This window comes from Dellaglioa kimchii (genome assembly GCF_046115505.1).
Lineage (GTDB): Bacteria > Bacillota > Bacilli > Lactobacillales > Lactobacillaceae > Dellaglioa > Dellaglioa kimchii.
Map to the genome: position 1 here is coordinate 904617 of NZ_CP170736.1, position 21049 is coordinate 925665.

Here is a 21049-nt window from a genome sequence, read left to right on the forward strand (position 1 = left end):
ACACCCCTTATTTAATATTGTTCATGTTATTTCTTATTTTTTGAATGATAGCCATCTTATTATCATAGGCCTTTTGTGATAAATCAACTGGGTAATCTTGGGGGTTTAATTCACGCTTATATTCTTCCCATAATCCATCTAATTGAATTCTCGAATATTCTCTAATAGCATCTAATTCAGGCTGATTATAGACCAGTTCACCTTCAACAAATATATCTTGTAAAATTGGTCGTGCATTATAGTTAGTTACCAACTTATTGATATAGGTATACTGCTGATGGAACATATAAAGTGAGTCTTGTTTCTGAGGCTCCTCATCCGATAGTGCGATGTAATCTCCTTCAGTTTTACCATCAGCTTTATTGGTAATACGCCATACCTGTTTCTTACCTGGTGTTGATACTTTTTCAGCATTATTACTGAGTTTAATAGTATCAACCATATTCCCATCGCCACCTTCAATGGCTACTAATTTGTAAACTGCACCCAAAGCGGGTTGATCGTAGGCAGTTATTAGTTTAGTTCCAACGCCCCAGACGTCAATTTTAGCTCCTTGCATTTTTAAATTAGTAATTGTTTTCTCATCTAAATCATTTGAGGCATAAATTTTAGCTTCTGTAAATCCAGCTTCATCTAATTGTTCACGAACACGCTTCGAAATGTAAGCCATATCTCCACTATCAATTCGTACGCCAGCAAAATTAATCTTATCGCCTAATTCTTTAGCAACTTTAATTGCACTTGGCACACCGCTTTTTAACGTATCGTATGTATCAACTAAAAAGACGCAATCACGATGCGTTGTCCCATATGCCATAAAAGCATCATAGTCATCTCTGTATGCTTGAACTAATGAATGCGCATGCGTTCCACTGATAGGAATGCCAAATATTTTACCTGCTCGAACATTGCTAGTTGCATCAAATCCACCAATATAAGCAGCACGTGTACCCCAAATAGCCGCGTCAAATTCTTGTGCCCGTCTTGTACCAAATTCTAATACACCGTCGTTTCCAGCAACTGCCTTAATACGAGCTGATTTTGTTGCGATTAATGTTTGATAATTAATGATGTTAAGTAATGCCGTTTCTACTAATTGACAGTCTGCTAAAGGACCCTCTATTTGGACAATGGGTTCTCCGTTAAAAACAACTTCCCCTTCAACAGCTGACCTGATTGTGCCGCGAAAATGAAAATCTTTTAAATAGGCAAGAAAATCATCTGGATATCCTGCTACTTCTCTTAAATACGCAATATCTGTCTCTGAAAATTTTAAATTTTGAATATAATTAATAGCTCGTTCTAAGCCTGCAAAAATCGCATAGCCATTAGAAAATGGTAAATTTCTGAAGAAAACTTCAAATACAGCATTTTGATTATGAATATTTTTTTCCCAGTAAGTTTGGATCATATTAATCTGATAAACGTCCGTATGTAACGTATAGCTATCATCTGGGTAATTTTTTACCATGATGTTTCTCCTTTAAAATGAATGCACTACTAGAATTTTTTCCAGCACACAAATTATAATCTACATTTTACCATTTTTTCCGTAATCCGTCATATTCAATACTTATTTTAAATTTATCTTCTGTTATAATGAGACAAAGTTTAAAAAGTGAGGACATATTATGCCAAATAAATTTAAAAAAACAAAAATATTAGATATCGAATTTATTAATACAACTAATGACGCTTTTTTAACTCAGATAGCGACTGATTCGATGGCTCATATAAATCGATTTATCGTGACAGCCAACCCAGAAATTGTTCTATTTGCACGACAACACCCAGATTATAAAAAAATTCTTACCCAAGCTGACTACGTTACACCAGATGGTATTGGTATTATCAAAGGCGCAGCAATTTTAGGCACTCCTATGCCCGAACGAATCACAGGCTATGATACTTTAATGAGCCTGCTTGAATGGGCTAATAGTCATCAAAAATCAATATACTTAGTTGGTGCAGCCGAAATGGTCATCCAAAAAGTTGCCAAAACGATTAAGTCTGATTATCCAAACATTAATTTAGTCGGATTTCATAATGGTTATTTCAAAAATGATCAGGATATTGTAAGTAACATTAAAATATCTCAGCCTGATTTTGTTTTTGTTGCAACAGGTTTTCCAAATCAGGAGGAATTTATTCAGCGTAATCGCCAAGTGTCTGATAGTATTTGGATGGGTGTTGGTGGTAGTTTTGATGTTTTAGCGGGCACTGTGAATCGTGCGCCACAATTTTGGCAGAATCATCATATTGAGTGGCTTTATCGTTTATTTCAAGAACCGACTCGTTTTATTAGAATGCTAGCTATTCCGCGTTACTTATTACTAATATACAAAGAAAAATTTAGAGGACATAAAAAAAAGAACTAAGAAATTAAAAATTTCTTAGTTCTTTTTTCTTATTATTATATTACCAAACGAAAACGCCAACCATACCCGCTGATAATAATGAAACTAGAATACCAGATAATAGCATGTAACCAACGTTTCTTGCGATAACATCATTTTTTTCCTTATCCACAATTCCTTTGAAACAACCAATGATCATTCCAATTGTTGAAAAGTTTGCAAATGATGTAACAAAAACAGTTAAAACAGCTTTGTAATGTGGTGCAAATGAGTTAATCGTACTTGATACTTGTCCCATAACAACAAATTCATTTGTTACTAATTTTGTACCCATGTAACGTGCTAATTCGAAAGCATCTGAAGGATTGAATCCCATTAACCAAGCAAATGGGAACATAATAATACCTAAAATATTTTCAAGTGATAAATTTGGATTAACTAATCCAAGAACATTATCAATTAAGGCTGCTAAAGCAACGAAAGCAATAACATTTGCTGCAATAATCAATACTAACTTACCAGCACCTAAAATTGAATCACCCAAGAAAGCGAAAAAGGGTTCTCTTTTACTATCTGATTCAGAAGTTTCTAAATCATTTGAGTTACTACCTGTCATTTCAGCAATTGTATCTTCTTCTTCTGTCACATTAACTGGATTCAAAATACTTGTTATAATAATGGCATTAATAATATTAATTGGAACAGCTGTTAAGATATATTGACCTGGCATCATTGTTGTATAAGCACCAATGATTGAAGCAGTCACACAACTCATTGACATCATGGCCAATGTTAAGTTTCGTTCTGATTTCATTAGTTTCAATTGAAGGCTTGAAACAGCTAATGCTTCAGTATTTCCCAAAAACATCATTTCTACTGAGAAAAATGATTCAAATTTTGGTTGGCCTGTAATTTTTGATAACCCACGACCAATCCACTTAATAATAAATGGAAGAACACCAATGTAAGTTAAAATGTCAAACAATGGCACAATCATAATAACTGGTAATAGAACACTCATGAAAAATCCCATATCAGTTACTTTAGGCATAGCGGGCACCATAAATTGAATACCTTGATATGCGGCCTGCATTAGCCAATTAAACCCATTAGCCGCACCTTCTACAAGATCGCGTCCTAGTGAGAATTTTGTTAAGAACCAAGCTAAAAATAAATTAATAACGACCATAATTGCGATTGATTTCCAATTGACTTCTCTCTTTTTCTTGGAAAACGCAAATGCAACTAAAATAAAGATGGCAACACCGAAAATATTAACTAATAAGTACATATCTTAAAACCCCTTCAGATAATTTATTTTTTGCTCTTAAATAATATAGCGTTATCTCAAATTGATGTCAATCGAACAGATTTCTCTAAAAAAAAATTACTCTATCTCATCCATTGATATGGTTGAAAGAGAGCAATTAATAATTTCTTAAACTTTATTTTTCTAGATAAAATTCAAAGCGATTCCCTACATATTGTGTCCGAACATATTCAAAAGGTTCACCATTTTTCAAAAAGCTAACTTGACGAAGCCTCAAAATCGCTTCACCACGCTTTATTGAGAGATAATCTGCTATATTTTCAGCAGCTGACATAGCAGACACTGTCTGTTGTGCCCCTCCCAATGTTAAATTGGCTTTTTCTTCCAATGTTCGATACAAAGAGCTCGTAATTTCAGTTTTACTATAACCCTCAACTAATTTATTAGGAACCGTAGCAACTTCAAAACAAATCGGTAAACCATCAGCATAACGAATTCGTTCCATTCGTAATACTAGTTCGCCATCGATTAATTGTAATTTTTCAATTTCACTTAATGAGGGCGTTGTAACATGATAAGTGATCGTCTTACTTGAAGCCACTTTCCCCTGTTCAGCCATTAGGTCAGTAAAACTAGTCACGCCTGACATTTTTTCTTGAACCTTCTTACGAGCAACATAGGTTCCATCACCAACATGACGTTCTAGAATACCTTCATCTACCAAGGTTTGAATTGCCTGTCTAAGCGTCATTCTGCTGACACCAAATACAACAGCAAGTTCACGTTCAGCCGGAATACGATTGCCAACTTCCCATTCACCAGATTCAATTGTTTTTTTCATTTCATTATGAATTTGAATATATATGGGGGATCCCATTAACAATTACCATCCTAACCTTTTATTAAAATTTACGTCCAAAACTATATGTGCTTTCTAGTTGCATGTTAGCATCAAATAAGTTCAAATCAGCATCTTTTCCGATTTCAATAGCACCTTTTGATGTTAAATTGAATTCTCTAGCTTGATTGACAGAACTCATCAATACAGCTTCTTCAATACCACAACCAGTAAATTTCATAATATTTTTAAATGCATCTTGATATTGTAAAACAGACCCTGCTAAATTACCAGATTCTAATCTTGCTTGTTTATCTTTAACGATAACTTTTTGTCCGCCAAGTTCGCTTAAGCCTTCAGGCATCCCTTTAGCACGCATCGAGTCAGTAATTAATTCAATTCGTTTAGGTCCTTTTAAATCATATGCTAGTTTAATCATATCTGGCACAATATGAAAGCCATCAGCGATGATTTCTGTATAAATATTATCCTCTAAAAATGCATGTCCAGTTACACCTGGTTCACGATGCTTAAATTCGCGTTGTGCATTGTATAAATGAGTGACATGACTTGCTCGAGAATGTTTCATTTCTTCGCGAGTAGCGTTACTATGGCCCACTGAAGGTACGATACCATTCTTGATACAATATTCTTCAAATTCAGGTGACGTTTTATGTTCTGGTGCATAAGTCACTAATTTAATCATATGTCCTGATAATTCATTCCATTTATCAAATAACTTTGTATCAGGTGCCTCAATATATTCTTCAGGCTGTGCACCTTTAAAAACAGGAGAAATAAATGGCCCTTCAAGATGAATTCCTTGAATAACTGGGTTCACTTCAGCAGCTTTTTTGATACCAACCATAGCTTTAGCAATATTCTCATGTGATTGTGTCATTGTTGTTGCGAAATAAGTCGTAACACCTTCATGAATCATATCGGTAACCATTTCATTAATTTGTTTAGAATCACCATCCATAGCATCAAAACTATATCCACCATGGCTGTGGACATCAATAAATCCAGGAACAATAATTTTTCCTTCTACATCTCTAACTTCATCAGACGCTAAAGCTTTGTATTCACTCATTGGCCCTATTGCACTAATTTGTTTATCAAATCGAATATATGCATCTTCAATTTTTTCTGAACCCGTGTAGATAACTGCATGTTTTAAAACAATACTCATCTTATCCGCCATCCCTTCAATTTATAAACTTAGTATAATCGGTATAGACCAAAAAAACAAGGTCATATCAAATTTAGTTTTTGTCTTTAGCCACAGTGGCATCAACTGCTTTAATAATAGAATTCATAAATCCAGCCTCTTCCATTGCAAGTAATCCAGCAATAGTTGTGCCACCCGGAGATGAAACTTCGTCAATCAACTTCCATGGAACTTCATCAGTAGCTAAGACCTTTTTTGCACTGCCTAGTACAGCTTGAGCAGCAATCTTAGTTGCTTTATCTTTTGGTAAACCATATTTAACGCCTGCACGGGCAAGCGTATCAATAAATAAGTAAATAAATGCTGGTGAGCTACCAGCAAGAGCCACAAACGTGCTAAAATCTTGTTCAGCAACCTCCATCGTTTCACCAATAGTATCAAATAAATCAATACCTTGTTTCATTTGCTCATCTGTTAATACATCATTACCAACTAGGGCAGTCATACTTGCAGATACCGTTGCATTAACGTTTGGCATTGTTCTTAAGATACCAACTGAAGAATTATCCAATTCTAGTTCTATTTCAGAAATTGAAACACCTGATACAATAGAAATTAGCATAGGTTTATTTTTTTTCACTGACTCTTTAATTTCTGCTAAAACTTTACCTAAGATAATTGGCTTAACAGCAAGAAAAACAACGTCAGCCTCACTAACCACCTGAGCATTACTACCTAACGCCGTAAATCCGTTAGCTTCAGCGTAAGGTACATAGCTGGACTCTCGTGCACTGTGTACCAAAATTTCTTTTGGCGCAGTAAAATCCGCTTCTACTAAACCTTCAATAATTGCTCGAGCCATATTACCAGCTCCAATAAATCCAATTTTCATAGTTTCCTCATTTCATTATTATATTTAATTACTATCCCCATCATACCGCAAAAAAAAATAAAATTACAAATGAAACAAAAAAGCAGATACCTAAGTATCTGCTTTTAGCTAGTTGGGTTAGATGGATTCGAACCATCGCATGACAGGATCAAAACCTGTTGCCTTACCGCTTGGCTATAACCCAATATTATAAAATAATGGTGGAAGAGAGTGGATTCGAACCACCGAACCCGAAGGAGCGGATTTACAGTCCGCCGCGTTTAGCCTCTTCGCTACTCTTCCATATCAGCTTTATCCGACTTAACTATCATACAAATAAATGGATTAAAAATCAAGCTTTTTTTTCAATTATTTTAAATTAATTATTTGCAACGTAAATTTCCACTCATCAAAGAACGTATTTTTCGTCCACTCGTTATATTTTTTCCGCCCATATCCCACTGGCTTCGTATAATACATCGTTTCATTAACTTGGATAGGATCATGTTTGATATGAAGGTGCCCAAATAAAACTTTTTCTACTTTATAGTATTCTAACAGATTTCCCATCTTTTGACTACCTAACATGCCGTTTGCAACATTCCAGAAGCGATTATCATTATTAATTTTAATATACAATTCATTAGGTACAAAATGAGTCATAAATATTATTTTTTTATTTAATTGTTTCGCATTACACAATAATTTTTCAGTTTGTCTTAAACTTAATTTAAATCTCTCGACATCTGACATCGGTTGAACAATTTTACGATCAATCCAATAGTTTGTTTTCCAATGTAGCATTTCTTTATCAGACCGTTTTAGCTGTTTTGAGTAGCTATAATCGTACCAACCATTATTACCTATAATTCGCCATTCAGTGCCGGAGATATCCAAATATTGATTATGGAGATAAGAATCATTCACTACACTTTCTAGCTCATCAAATGTTACATTTTTAACCATGTCATGGTTACCTGCAATAAATAAGACAACAATTTTATTATTTAACTTTTTTTTCAATTTAATAATATAATCAATCGTTTTATTAAAATCATTAAATAAATCTCCTGTAATAAGATAATACTCAATATTTCTCGCTAATAGATAATTTACTTGTTCATCGATAATGATATCCACATCAACTTTATTAATATCAAAGTGATTATCACTACTAGTTGCGATAATTGTCATATTTCCCTCCAAAAAAAGATATGTTAATTAAAAATTAACATATCTTTCATTAAAAATCTATTTAATTAACGCCTTCCATTAATTTATGAATTCTTGGAATAAAGAAACTCAACATAATACCAAAGGCAACAGTAATTCCACCAACTACAGCAAAGTACATTGATTCAGTAGCGGGTGTGTATAACCGAACAATTTGTGAATTCAATGCTTGAGCAACAGCATCACTCAAGAACCACACACTCATCATTTGAGATTGAAAACTTTTTGGTGCAAGTTTAGTAGTAATTGATAATCCGACTGGAGAAACCAAAACTTCACCAAGCATAACCATCATCCAACTAGCAACTAACCATAATGGTCCAACTTTAGTATCTGTTCCAAAAAGAACACCAGGTAACATCATCCAAAGGAATGATGCTCCAGCAAATACTAAACCAATTGAAAATTTAGCTGGAGAACTAGGTTGTTTTGATCCTAATTTAACCCATAACCAAGCAAATATTGGTACATAGATTAAAATGAATAACGGATTCATGCTTTGAAAGAAACTAGCTGGGAAAGTAAATCCAAAAGCACTTAACTGCGTTCTAGTTGATGCAAACATTGCTAAAACAACTGAACCTTGTTCTTCAATTGACCAGAATAAGATACTGGCAATAAATAACGGAATATACGCTGTAAGTCTTGATCGTTCAATTTTTGTTGTTTTCTTACTTGTTAGCATCATTGTAAAGTAATAGACAGGAATGATAACTGCAAGAATTGTAATTAAAAGAATGACATTCGTAATATTTAATGACTTAAATAGGAACATAATAACTAAAATTAAAGCTAAAGCTATAATACCGATTGAAGACTTTTTAAGAATAGTTGATAATTCGTTAGGTTGAATTGGGTCATTAGGATATAAACTATCTTTTGTTAAATATTTTCTTCCGTCAAAGTAATATTGAACTAAGCCGAAAAACATCCCAATAGCTGCTAAAGAGAATCCAACGTGGTAATTATATTCTTGACCAACCCATCCAACTAGCAATGGTGCAATCAAAGCACCAATATTAATCCCAGATACAAAGATACTGAAACCAGAATCACGTCTTGGATCCTTACTATTGTATAATCCACCAACCATTTCAGAAACATTAGGTTTTAACAACCCTGTTCCCAATACGATTAACGCGATAGATATGAATAAAGCAACTGATTTAAAGGGTGTTGCAAGAACAATATGTCCTAGCATTATTAGTATTCCACCAATAAACACTGTTTTTCTACTACCCCAAAGGCGATCACTAACGAATCCTCCAATGACACCTGATAAATAAATTAATGATCCATAAATGGACATAATTGACATGGCTGTAGCTTGATTATAACCAAGCCCATCCACTTCTGAAATCATATAGTATAAAAGAATTGCGCGCATTCCGTAATAACTGAATCGTTCCCACATTTCTGTAAAGAATAGTGTTGATAATCCTCTAGGATGACCAAAAAAGGCCGTATCTTTATTTTTCATGGACTTCCTCCGATATAAATCTAGTGTATGTATTTTAATGCATTACACATTATACAATGTACATATATCAATAGTCAAATCAAATTTTTACTTATATCTCATCATTTACTACTTGTTTTATCATTTAACGTCTTTCCAATATGTGAAAGATTTCATGTCCATTATTAAGTAATAGTGTAACAAAAAATGATCTATAGTATCTGCTATTTGTGCTAGAATAATCTATCAAGTGACGAAGCATTTTATATGGTCTACTTGAAGATACTAACAATAAATTGAAAATTATTAAACGTAATGCTTACGGATCTAGTAATTTTAGGAACCATGTTTCCTTTATAATGAAAAATAAACCCATAAAAAAAGCATTGTCACAGAGTGACAATGCTTTTTTTATTCAGCAACGGTCGTAAAATTTTATTGTTTTATTTCTATTAGCATGGCAACGTCCTACCCTCGCAGGGGGCGACCCCCAACTACTCTTGGCGCTAAGAAGCTTAACTTCTGTGTTCGACATGGGAACAGGTGTATCCTTCTTGCTATCGCCACCACACTCTTTTACTAATACATAAAACAATTTTGCAACCACTAATGCCGGCTGCAGGAGTCGAACCTGTGACCCTCGGTTTACGATACCGATGCTCTACCAACTGAGCTAAGCCGGCGAAAATGACCCGTACGGGATTTGAACCCATGTTACCGCCGTGAAAGGGCGGTGTCTTAACCACTTGACCAACGGGTCATATACATAAAAATGTGTTAATCAGTTAGATTAGCACATTTTTAAATTTATTATTAGCATGGCAACGTCCTACCCTCGCAGGGGGCGACCCCCAACTACTCTTGGCGCTAAGAAGCTTAACTTCTGTGTTCGACATGGGAACAGGTGTATCCTTCTTGCTATCGCCACCACACTCTTTTTTTGAGAAAACTTATTCTCTCAAAACTAGCTAATATTTATCATTGATTTTTAAGCCGTACACCGTTTCACACCACTTTGTGGTTAAGTCCTCGACCGATTAGTATTGGTCCGCTCCATACATCACTGTACTTCCACTTCCAACCTATCTACCTGATAATCTTTCAGGGGTCTTACTTCCATAAAGGAATGGGAAATCTAATCTCGAGGTGAGCTTCACACTTAGATGCTTTCAGCGTTTATCTCATCCATACATAGCTACCCAGCGATGCCCTTGGCAGAACAACTGGTACACCAGAGGTATGTCCATCCCGGTCCTCTCGTACTAAGGACAGCTCCTCTCAAATTTCCTACGCCCGCGACGGATAGGGACCGAACTGTCTCACGACGTTCTGAACCCAGCTCGCGTACCGCTTTAATGGGCGAACAGCCCAACCCTTGGGACCGACTACAGCCCCAGGATGCGATGAGCCGACATCGAGGTGCCAAACCTCCCCGTCGATGTGGACTCTTGGGGGAGATAAGCCTGTTATCCCCAGGGTAGCTTTTATCCGTTGAGCGATGGCCCTTCCATACGGAACCACCGGATCACTAAGCCCGACTTTCGTCCCTGCTCGACCTGTAAGTCTCGCAGTCAAGCTCCCTTGTGCCTTTACACTCTGCGAATGATTTCCAACCATTCTGAGGGAACCTTTGGGCGCCTCCGTTACCTTTTAGGAGGCGACCGCCCCAGTCAAACTGCCCACCTGACACTGTCTCCCACCACGATTAGTGGCGAGGGTTAGAGTGTTCATACAACGAGGGTAGTATCCCACCAATGCCTCCTCCGAAACTAGCGTTCCGGTCTCTACGGCTCCTACCTATCCTGTACAAGTTATACAAACACTCAATATCAAGCTACAGTAAAGCTCCATGGGGTCTTTCCGTCCTGTCGCGGGTAACCCGCATCTTCACGGGTATTATAATTTCACCGAGTCTCTCGTTGAGACAGTGCCCAAATCGTTACGCCTTTCGTGCGGGTCGGAACTTACCCGACAAGGAATTTCGCTACCTTAGGACCGTTATAGTTACGGCCGCCGTTTACTGGGGCTTCAATTCTGGGCTTCGCCGAAGCTAACTCATCCTCTTAACCTTCCAGCACCGGGCAGGCGTCAGCCCCTATACGTCATCTTACGATTTTGCAGAAACCTGTGTTTTTGATAAACAGTCGTTTGGGCCTATTCACTGCGGCTGACCTTTCGGTCAGCACCCCTTCTCCCGAAGTTACGGGGTCATTTTGCCGAGTTCCTTAACGAGAGTTCTCTCGCACACCTTAGGATACTCTCCTCGACTACCTGTGTCGGTTTGCGGTACGGGTAGTTATATTCTAACTAGAAGCTTTTCTTGGCAGTGTGACATCAGTTACTTCGCTACTTAATTTCGCTCCCCATCACAACTTGTCCTTAAAGTTAAGCATTTAACTCAACTTCAGACTTATTGCTTGGACGCACATATCCATCAGTGCGCTTCCTTAGCCTGCTGCGTCCCTCCATCGTTCAAACAAATATAACTAGTACAGGAATCTCAACCTGTTATCCATCGTCTACGCCTCTCGGCCTCGACTTAGGTCCCGACTAACCCTGGGAGGACGAGCCTTCCCCAGGAAACCTTAGTCATTCGGTGGACAGGATTCTCACCTGTCTTTCGCTACTCATACCGGCATTCTCACTTCTAAGCGCTCCACCAGTCCTTACGGTCTAGCTTCGTTGCCCTTAGAACGCTCTCCTACCACGGAACCCTAATGGGTTCCATCCACAATTTCGGTAACATGTTTAGCCCCGGTACATTTTCGGCGCAGAATCACTCGACTAGTGAGCTATTACGCACTCTTTAAATGGTGGCTGCTTCTGAGCCAACATCCTAGTTGTCTGTGCAATTCCACATCCTTTTCCACTTAACATGTATTTTGGGACCTTAATTGGTGGTCTGGGCTGTTTCCCTTTCGACTACGGATCTTATCACTCGCAGTCTGACTCCCGGATATAAATCAATGGCATTCGGAGTTTATCTGAATTCAGTAACCCTAGATGGGCCCCTAGTCCAAACAGTGGCTCTACCTCCATGATTCTTAATTCCGAGGCTAGCCCTAAAGCTATTTCGGAGAGAACCAGCTATCTCCAAGTTCGTTTGGAATTTCTCCGCTACCCACACCTCATCTCAGCATTTTTCAACATACATGAGTTCGGTCCTCCAGTGCGTTTTACCGCACCTTCAACCTGGACATGGGTAGGTCACTTGGTTTCGGGTCTACGTCTACTTACTATGGCGCCCTATTCAGACTCGCTTTCGCTACGGCTCCGTCTTATCAACTTAACCTCGCAAGCAAACGTAACTCGCCGGTTCATTCTACAAAAGGCACGCTATCACCCATTAACGGGCTCTAACTATTTGTAGGCACATGGTTTCAGGAACTATTTCACTCCCCTTCCGGGGTGCTTTTCACCTTTCCCTCACGGTACTGGTTCACTATCGGTCACTAGGGAGTATTTAGCCTTGGGAGATGGTCCTCCCGGATTCCGACGGAATTTCTCGTGTTCCGCCGTACTCAGGATACTGCTCTGAGAGATTTTCATTTAGTATACGGGGCTATCACCCTCTACGGCGAGTCTTCCCAGACTCTTCTACTATAAAAATCTTTGGTAACTCAAATGAGCAGTCCTACAACCCCAAGAAGCAAGCTTCTTGGTTTGGGCTCTTCCCTGTTCGCTCGCCGCTACTTAGGGAATCGATTTTTCTTTCTATTCCTGCAGGTAATTAGATGTTTCAGTTCCCTGCGTTTACCTCTATATAACCTATGTATTCAGTTAATAGTAACAGTCGATTAAAACTGCTGGGTTCCCCCATTCGGAAATCTCCGGATCAAAGCTTACTTACAGCTCCCCGAAGCATATCGGTGTTAGTCCCGTCCTTCATCGGCTCCTAGTGCCAAGGCATTCACCATGCGCCCTTGATAACTTAACCTAACTTTACTTAAAGCAAAGTGGTTTTGTTAAGAACTACGTTCTTAACTAATAAAACGCGGTGTTTCTCGGCTTATTGCTTAAAAATTTAATAAATATTATCTAGTTTTCAAAGAACAAATTTTTTGAGAGTAAACCCCTCAAAACTAAACAAATTTTCGACAAGTGTGTAGGTTTCCGTAATATTCCTTAGAAAGGAGGTGATCCAGCCGCAGGTTCTCCTACGGCTACCTTGTTACGACTTCACCCTAATCATCTGTCCCACCTTAGACGGCTGGCTCCTAAAAGGTTACCTCACCGGCTTTGGGTGTTACAAACTCTCATGGTGTGACGGGCGGTGTGTACAAGGCCCGGGAACGTATTCACCGCGGCATTCTGATCCGCGATTACTAGCGATTCCAACTTCATGTAGGCGAGTTGCAGCCTACAATCCGAACTGAGAACGGCTTTAAGAGATTAGCTTAACCTCGCGGTCTCGCAACTCGTTGTACCGTCCATTGTAGCACGTGTGTAGCCCAGGTCATAAGGGGCATGATGATTTGACGTCATCCCCACCTTCCTCCGGTTTGTCACCGGCAGTCTCATTAGAGTGCCCAACTAAATGCTGGCAACTAATAATAAGGGTTGCGCTCGTTGCGGGACTTAACCCAACATCTCACGACACGAGCTGACGACAACCATGCACCACCTGTCATTCTGTCCCCGAAGGGAACGGCCTATCTCTAGGTTTGTCAGAAGATGTCAAGACCTGGTAAGGTTCTTCGCGTTGCTTCGAATTAAACCACATGCTCCACCGCTTGTGCGGGCCCCCGTCAATTCCTTTGAGTTTCAACCTTGCGGTCGTACTCCCCAGGCGGAGTGCTTAATGCGTTAGCTGCAGCACTGAAGGGCGGAAACCCTCCAACACTTAGCACTCATCGTTTACGGCATGGACTACCAGGGTATCTAATCCTGTTTGCTACCCATGCTTTCGAACCTCAGCGTCAGTTACAGACCAGAGAGCCGCTTTCGCCACTGGTGTTCTACCATATATCTACGCATTTCACCGCTACACATGGTGTTCCACTCTCCTCTTCTGCACTCAAGTTATCCAGTTTCCAATGCATTTCTTCGGTTGAGCCGAAGGCTTTCACATCAGACTTAAAAAACCGCCTGCGTTCGCTTTACGCCCAATAAATCCGGATAACGCTTGCCACCTACGTATTACCGCGGCTGCTGGCACGTAGTTAGCCGTGGCTTTCTGGTTAGATACCGTCACTAGGTAAACAGTTACTCTTACCTACATTCTTCTCTAACAACAGAGCTTTACGATCCGAAAACCTTCTTCACTCACGCGGCGTTGCTCCATCAGACTTTCGTCCATTGTGGAAGATTCCCTACTGCTGCCTCCCGTAGGAGTTTGGGCCGTGTCTCAGTCCCAATGTGGCCGATCACCCTCTCAGGTCGGCTACGTATCATTGCCTTGGTGGGCCTTTACCTCACCAACTAGCTAATACGCCGCGGGTCCATCCAAAAGTGACAGCTTACGCCGTCTTTCATTATCAAACCATGCGGTTTAACAAATTATGCGGTATTAGCACCTGTTTCCAAGTGTTATCCCCCTCTTTTGGGCAGGTTACCCACGTGTTACTCACCCGTTCGCCACTCATTACCTTCGGTGAGTGCAAGCACTCGGTGAAGATAATGCGTTCGACTTGCATGTATTAGGCACGCCGCCAGCGTTCATCCTGAGCCAGGATCAAACTCTCATATAAAAAGTTGATTGCTCTTATTGTTTTGTTACTTTTTGAAACTAGCGAATTGACTTCGCAAATGTTTGCTCTTAACTCTTAGTTAAGAGACCCTACACATTTGATTTGTCGAAAATTTGTTCAGTTTTCAAAGATCTACTTGGTTGCTTTTGACAACTTTTATATCATATCAAGGATTTCGTTAATTGTCAAGAACTTTTTTAATTAATTAACTGGTCACATTTGAATTAGTTGTTTACTACTGAAGCAACGTTTATTACTTTACCAAGAATAATCACCTTCGTCAAGCCTTTATTTAAATTAAATCTAAATTAATGAATGTAATCGCATACATCACGTTGTATTATTACTTTTACTGCTGAAATAAAAGTAAAAAAGAGTATTGTCACATAGCGACAATACTCTCATAATAATATTATTCATCAAAAATAATCCTATAAAATATTCTAAAAACATTTATTGATTATCATCTGGTCTCATAGTTGGAAATAATAACACATCTCTGATAGATTGTGCATCAGTCATTAACATGACTAACCTATCTATCCCAATTCCTAAACCACCTGTTGGTGGCATACCATATTCGAGTGCTTCAATGAAATCTTCGTCGATTCCTTCCGCTTCATCGTTACCATCTTCACGTTCTTCAACCTGGGCCTCAAATCGCGCTCTCTGATCAATGGGGTCATTTAACTCAGTAAATGCATTAGCATATTCTGTACCTAAAATATACATTTCAAAACGATCCGTAAATCTTGGATCATCTTCATTTTTCTTTGCTAAAGGCGAAATTTCTAGAGGATGTCCATAAACAAAAGTAGGATCAACAATTGTATCTTCAACAAATTTTTCGAAAAATTCATTAATGATATGGCCAACTTTCCAATATGTTTCATATTTAACGTGATGTTCATCTGCCAATTTTTGTGCTTCTTCAACTGACATTTCTTTCCAAAAATCCACTCCAGTTACGGACTTGATGGCATCTACCATATGAACTCTTGCAAATTTTTTATTAAAATCTACTTTTTTTCCATCATATTCAATAATCCCATCATCTGAAATTACATCTGCGACTGCTTTGAAAATACCTTCAGTTTCGTCCATTACATCATGAAAATCATAGTATGCGACATACGTTTCAAGCATTGTAAACTCAGGATTATGTTTTGTATCAATTCCTTCATTACGGAACACTCGACCAATTTCGTATACTTTTTCCATTCCACCAACGATAAGTCGTTTTAAATGTAATTCTAGTGCAATTCTCAAGTATAGTTCAATATCTAGCGCATTATGATGTGTTGTAAATGGTTTAGCTGACGCACCACCTGCTTGATTATGCAGTACCGGTGTTTCAACTTCAACATATCCATTACCATCTAAATAACGTCTTACTGCTGAAATAATTTGACTACGTTTCATAAATCGATCAAAACTTTCACGATTTGTGATTAAATCAAGATATCTTTGTCTATAGATTTGTTCTACATTTTGCAAACCATGAAATTTATCTGGTAATGGTCGTAAGGCTTTTGATAAGAAAGTAACTTCTGTTGGACGAATCGTTAATTCACCCATATCTGTTTTCATAACATCACCTGTTATACCAACAAAATCACCAATATCTGAACGTTTAAAGATATGGTATGTATCCTCACCTACAACATCTTTACGGACATATAATTGTAAACGTCCATCTTTATCCTGAATATCAGCGAAACTTACTTTACCTTTACCACGTTTAGACATTAATCTACCTGCAATAGTAGCTTTAATATCCATACCATCAAGTTCTTCTTTAGTTAATGCATCATACTTATCATGTAATGCTTTAGTCATATCTTTACGTTCAAAGCGGTGTCCAAATGGATCAACCCCTACTTCACGAAGTTCAACAACCTTTTCTCGACGTACCTTTAATTGATCATTCATACTTTGTTCTTGCTTTACCATATTATATCCCTCACTTAATTACATATTTCACTTACTATCATGCCAATTAACCCTGTAAAATGCAACTAATTCTATGCTTCTTTTTGCATTAATTTGAATTCACGTTCTTTTGTATCTTCTAAAAATTTATCAAATATCGTTATCATAGAAGCTTCTGAATTTGCTTCATTCAATGCCGCTTTAGCACGAGCTGAACGTGAAATACCTTTTAAGTAGTATGCTGCTTGGCTTCTAAATTCTTTAGGTCCAATAACCTCACCCTTTATCTGGCAAAGTGCGTGCAAATGTTCTTTAGCAACTAAAATTTTCTCAGATGCTGAAGGTTCATCAATGAGTTCACCTGTTTCAAGGTATGTTGCTGTTTGCCTAATCATCCACGGATTTCCTAATGCAGCACGGCCTATCATAACAGCATCGGCACCAACTTCATCTAACATTTTCTTTGCGTCTTGTGGTGTTTTAATATCACCATTGCCCATAAAAGGAATTGTTTTTAAATTACTTTTAACTTCATGTAAAATATTCCAATCTGCTTTACCATTATACAACTGGAAACGTGTTCTTCCGTGCATTGCAAGTGCAGCTGCACCACCTTGTTCAGCAGCTAAGGCATTTTCAACTGCTAAAATATGATCTTCGTCCCAGCCTGTTCTCATTTTAACTGTTACCGGAATTGACAGCTCATTAGTAACCGCATCAACCATTTCGTATACTTTATCTGGATCAAGCAACCAACGTGCGCCTGCGTCTGTTTTTGTTACTTTAGGCACAGGACAACCCATGTTAATATCAACTATGTCGGCTGACGTGTGTTCTTCAACAAACTTAGCAGCAGCAACCAATGTTTCCTTATCTCCGCCAAATATTTGTACGCTAACTGGATGTTCTCTTGGATCTACAAACAACATACTCAACGTTTTTTTATTTCTAAATTGGATTCCTTTATCAGAAATCATTTCACAAACTACTAATCCAGCACCAAAATCTTTACAAATCATTCTGAATGCCGCATTTGTTACACCTGCCATAGGTGCAACAACTACTTGATTAGGAATTAATATATCGCCAATTTTCCATTCCATTCTATTCACCTCATCGTTTTTTACACTTACTATTGTTTAGTATCATAACACAAATCATATATTGATAAAATTTATTTAGCTGAACCCTCTAATAATTTCATTAGTTCATTTTCAGAATATTGATATCGATTTCCACAAAAACGACAAACTGCTTCGGCACCATGATCTAATTCAATCATCTCAGTGATATCGCTTTTTGGCAAACTAGCTAATGAACCATAAAATTTATCTTTTGAACAATCACATTCGAACGCAACTGGCATTGTATCCAAGATATTAACATTTTCTTTACCAAACATCAGATATATAATATCTTCTGGCGTTTTACCATCTCTTAACAATTCTGAAATCATAGGCATTTCTGCTAATTTTTTTTCTAAATTATCGATAACTTCATCAGTTGCGCCAGGCATTACTTGAATCATAAACCCACCGGCCACTTCGATTGTATTGTCCGTATTCACAAAAACAGACAATCCAACTGAAGATGGAATTTGCTCTGATTTAGCTAAATAGTAAGTAAAATCTTCACCAAGTTCACCCGAAACCAATGGGACTTGCCCCGTAAATGGTTCCTTCATTCCCATATCTTTTGTTACTGCCATTGATCCAGTTGTTCCAACAGCACCTTTAACGTCAATTTTATTTTTTTCATTTAATGGTAAATGAACGTGGGGTTCACTCAGATATCCTTTAACTGTTCCATCAGCATTACCATCAATCACAATAGCACCCACTGGCCCATCACCATTAATTTTAACTGTCATTTTTTCATCGGCCGACAATGTAGATGTACTTAATAGTAATGTTCCTATTAGGCTCCGCCCAAGTGCAGCTGATGCTGCACTCCATGTATCATGTCTCCTTTGTGCTTCAGCAACCGTATTTGTCGCAGTAACAGCATATACTCTTAATTGACCGTCAAAGGCCAAACTTTTTACAAGATAATCTTTCATTAGTTTTCTCCTTAAATAATTCATTTTAGACCAACAAGAACTCCGATAGATAATCCATCGGAGTTCTTAAGTAACGATTATTTATCGTCTTTATTCACTTTGGGGTAAAAAACAACCGTTTTAGATAAATCAACTTCATCTGTTTCTTCAGCTATTTTTTTTGCATCTTTACGTTCTAATTCTTTTTTTGTTGCTTCAAAAGAACCATCTTTTTCACTTGGAAATTCATTTGCATCGTCTTTTTCTGGCATTTTGCCATCTTCGAACAAGCTTAAAATTTCTTTTTCGTCAAGTGTTTCAAATTCTAATAACTTATCAGCAATCAATTTATGTTGTTCTCTATGTGCTTCAATAATTTCTTTAGCAAGTTTCATACCTTCTTCAGATAGACGACGAACCTCAGAATCAATAATGTCAGCCGTATTGCTTGAGTAAGCAGCACTTGGTTGACCTGAACCACCAGCGAACATTTGGCTATTGCCTTCTAATTGAACAGGTCCGAGTTTTTCACTCATTCCATATTCAGTAACCATTGAACGAGCCATTTGTGTTGCTTGTTGGAAATCATTTGATGCGCCTGAAGATTGTTCATTGTAAACAATTTCTTCAGCTGCACGTCCACCCATTAACCCAGCAATTTGTTCACTCATATCTTTTTTAGACAATAACATTTGATCTTCTTTTGGTAACATGATTGCGTAACCGCCAGCACGACCTCGAGGGACAATTGTTACTTTGTGAACAACTCTAGCATCATTTAGGACTAAACCAACAATTGTATGTCCGGCTTCATGGAATGCAACTGTTTGACGTTCTTTTTCATTAATCGTACGATCACGTTTTGCTGGTCCCGCAATAACACGATCTTCAGCTTCATCCATATCGCTTGCATCAATTTTTGATTTATTACGACGAGCAGCTAATAGTGCAGCTTCATTTAAAAGATTCTCTAAATCAGCACCAACAAATCCAGGTGTCTGTTTAGCAATAACTTTTAAATCAACATCAGATGCTAATGGTTTGTTTTTTGCATGAACATTAAGAATAGCCTCACGACCTTTAACATCTGGGCGACCTACTAAAACTTTACGATCAAAACGACCAGGACGTAAAAGCGCTGGATCCAGAACATCAGAACGGTTAGTAGCTGCAATTACAATCACACCTTCTGTACCCGTAAATCCATCCATCTCAACAAGTAATTGGTTCAATGTTTGTTCACGTTCATCATTACCGCCACCAGTACCAGATCCACGACGACGTCCGACAGCATCAATTTCATCAATAAAGATAATTGATGGCGCAGTTTTCTTAGCATTTTCGAACAAATCACGTACACGACTTGCCCCAACACCGACAAACATTTCAACGAAATCAGAACCTGAAATTGAATAAAATGGTACTTCAGCTTCACCAGCTACTGCTTTTGCAAGTAAAGTTTTACCAGTACCAGGAGGTCCCTCTAGGAGAACACCTGATGGGATTCGAGCGCCTAAATCAGCAAATTTGCGTGGTGATTTTAAGAATTCAACAACTTCAACAAGTTCTTGCTTCTCTTCTTCAGCACCGGCAACATCAGCAAAACGAACTTTATTATCTTTTTTCTCGGAAGGTTTTGTTTTTGATTTACCAAAGTTCATCACCTTACCGCCACCACCGCCACCTTGTCCTGCTTGTCCCATCATAAGATAGAAAAAGCCGACCATTAATACAAGTGGAATAACCGTAATTGCTAACTGCAACCAGATACTATCTGATTGTTCTTCTTTTGTATCCATTTTTGTCTTTGTTGCTTCAGATGATTTCAAAATTTGAGCCATATTTGAATCATTTTGAATAACAGTTGACGTAAAGTTTTTAACTTTTGTTGTTTTCTTTGAAGCTGGAATTAACGAGAACCCAGTATCCTTGCTCTTTTCTGTTTGAGCTTTCTTATAAGTCCCTGTTATTTTGTAGACACCACCTGATGGTTGAATATCAAATGATTTCACTTGGTTTGATTGTAATTTTGAGACAAATTCACTTGATTGAATTTCTTGCGTTTCCGTTTTGCTGTTTCCATCAAAAAAGAAGTACATTACACCCATTATCCCAAGCATGATAACTATGTAAAATAAACTATTTTTAAAAAGTCCATTTTTAGGATTGTTTTTCATATCTACTCTCCTG

At 37.9% G+C, this 21049-nt stretch carries 12 protein-coding genes, 4 tRNA genes and 4 rRNA genes; 1 reads left to right on the forward strand and 19 read right to left on the reverse strand.

Features of this window, described 5'->3' with window-relative positions; genetic code table 11:
• Nucleotides 1–7 precede the first annotated feature (7 nt).
• Nucleotides 8–1471 (reverse strand): nicotinate phosphoribosyltransferase, encoded by a 1464-nt coding sequence (locus ACE83Q_RS04605; protein ID WP_409021564.1) that lies wholly within the window; start codon nucleotides 1469–1471, stop codon nucleotides 8–10.
• Nucleotides 1472–1631: 160 nt separating this feature from the next.
• Here ACE83Q_RS04605 and ACE83Q_RS04610 point away from each other — a divergent pair, with 160 nt between their 5' ends.
• Nucleotides 1632–2378 carry a WecB/TagA/CpsF family glycosyltransferase gene (locus tag ACE83Q_RS04610; RefSeq protein WP_409021565.1) on the forward strand — a complete coding sequence of 249 codons (747 nt, stop codon included), beginning with the start codon at nucleotides 1632–1634 and terminating at the stop codon, nucleotides 2376–2378.
• 40 nt (nucleotides 2379–2418) lie between these two features.
• Here ACE83Q_RS04610 and ACE83Q_RS04615 read toward each other — a convergent pair whose 3' ends face one another.
• The 18 genes from ACE83Q_RS04615 to ftsH all read right to left on the reverse strand — a co-directional run bounded on the left by ACE83Q_RS04615 (nucleotide 2419) and on the right by ftsH (nucleotide 21036).
• The gene (locus ACE83Q_RS04615) at nucleotides 2419–3648 is read right to left on the reverse strand and encodes a NupC/NupG family nucleoside CNT transporter (RefSeq protein ID WP_409021566.1); all 1230 of its coding nucleotides are present in this window, start codon (nucleotides 3646–3648) and stop codon (nucleotides 2419–2421) included.
• Nucleotides 3649–3802: 154 nt separating this feature from the next.
• The gene (locus tag ACE83Q_RS04620) at nucleotides 3803–4504 is read right to left on the reverse strand and encodes a GntR family transcriptional regulator (protein WP_409021567.1); all 702 of its coding nucleotides are present in this window, start codon (nucleotides 4502–4504) and stop codon (nucleotides 3803–3805) included.
• A gap of 25 nt (nucleotides 4505–4529) precedes the next feature.
• Nucleotides 4530–5657 (reverse strand): N-acetylglucosamine-6-phosphate deacetylase, encoded by a 1128-nt coding sequence (nagA, locus tag ACE83Q_RS04625; protein ID WP_409021568.1) that lies wholly within the window; start codon nucleotides 5655–5657, stop codon nucleotides 4530–4532.
• Nucleotides 5658–5730: 73 nt separating this feature from the next.
• The gene (gene proC / locus ACE83Q_RS04630; RefSeq protein WP_409021569.1) at nucleotides 5731–6528 is read right to left on the reverse strand and encodes a pyrroline-5-carboxylate reductase; all 798 of its coding nucleotides are present in this window, start codon (nucleotides 6526–6528) and stop codon (nucleotides 5731–5733) included.
• Nucleotides 6529–6640: 112 nt separating this feature from the next.
• Nucleotides 6641–6712: transfer RNA gene (locus ACE83Q_RS04635), tRNA-Gln, on the reverse strand.
• Nucleotides 6713–6726: 14 nt separating this feature from the next.
• Nucleotides 6727–6810, reverse strand: a tRNA-Tyr gene (locus tag ACE83Q_RS04640).
• Between the two features lie 66 nt (nucleotides 6811–6876).
• The gene (locus ACE83Q_RS04645; RefSeq protein WP_409021570.1) at nucleotides 6877–7701 is read right to left on the reverse strand and encodes a metallophosphoesterase; all 825 of its coding nucleotides are present in this window, start codon (nucleotides 7699–7701) and stop codon (nucleotides 6877–6879) included.
• 61 nt (nucleotides 7702–7762) lie between these two features.
• Complete coding sequence (locus ACE83Q_RS04650) at nucleotides 7763–9220, reverse strand: peptide MFS transporter (protein ID WP_409021571.1); 1458 nt, start codon at nucleotides 9218–9220, stop codon at nucleotides 7763–7765.
• Between the two features lie 434 nt (nucleotides 9221–9654).
• Nucleotides 9655–9770: ribosomal RNA gene (gene rrf, locus ACE83Q_RS04655) — 5S ribosomal RNA — on the reverse strand.
• Nucleotides 9771–9809: 39 nt separating this feature from the next.
• Nucleotides 9810–9882, reverse strand: a tRNA-Thr gene (locus ACE83Q_RS04660).
• Between the two features lie 5 nt (nucleotides 9883–9887).
• Nucleotides 9888–9959 (reverse strand) — tRNA-Glu (locus ACE83Q_RS04665).
• 56 nt (nucleotides 9960–10015) lie between these two features.
• A 5S ribosomal RNA gene (rrf, locus tag ACE83Q_RS04670) occupies nucleotides 10016–10131 on the reverse strand.
• A gap of 85 nt (nucleotides 10132–10216) precedes the next feature.
• A 23S ribosomal RNA gene (locus ACE83Q_RS04675) occupies nucleotides 10217–13136 on the reverse strand.
• Between the two features lie 192 nt (nucleotides 13137–13328).
• Nucleotides 13329–14889 (reverse strand): 16S ribosomal RNA (locus ACE83Q_RS04680).
• Together the 16S, 23S and 5S rRNA genes with 2 tRNA genes alongside form the textbook arrangement of a ribosomal RNA operon.
• A 453-nt stretch (nucleotides 14890–15342) precedes the next feature.
• Nucleotides 15343–16842, reverse strand: coding sequence for a lysine--tRNA ligase (gene lysS, locus ACE83Q_RS04685; RefSeq protein WP_409021572.1), 1500 nt, complete (start codon nucleotides 16840–16842; stop codon nucleotides 15343–15345).
• Between the two features lie 71 nt (nucleotides 16843–16913).
• On the reverse strand, nucleotides 16914–17924 hold the full coding sequence (dusB, locus tag ACE83Q_RS04690) for a tRNA dihydrouridine synthase DusB (RefSeq protein ID WP_409021573.1): 1011 nt from the start codon (nucleotides 17922–17924) through the stop codon (nucleotides 16914–16916).
• Nucleotides 17925–17995: 71 nt separating this feature from the next.
• Nucleotides 17996–18880: an Hsp33 family molecular chaperone HslO gene (hslO, locus tag ACE83Q_RS04695; protein ID WP_409021574.1), complete on the reverse strand. Its 885-nt coding sequence runs from the start codon at nucleotides 18878–18880 to the stop codon at nucleotides 17996–17998.
• Nucleotides 18881–18957: 77 nt separating this feature from the next.
• Nucleotides 18958–21036 (reverse strand): ATP-dependent zinc metalloprotease FtsH, encoded by a 2079-nt coding sequence (gene ftsH / locus ACE83Q_RS04700; protein ID WP_409021575.1) that lies wholly within the window; start codon nucleotides 21034–21036, stop codon nucleotides 18958–18960.
• Nucleotides 21037–21049 lie beyond the last annotated feature (13 nt).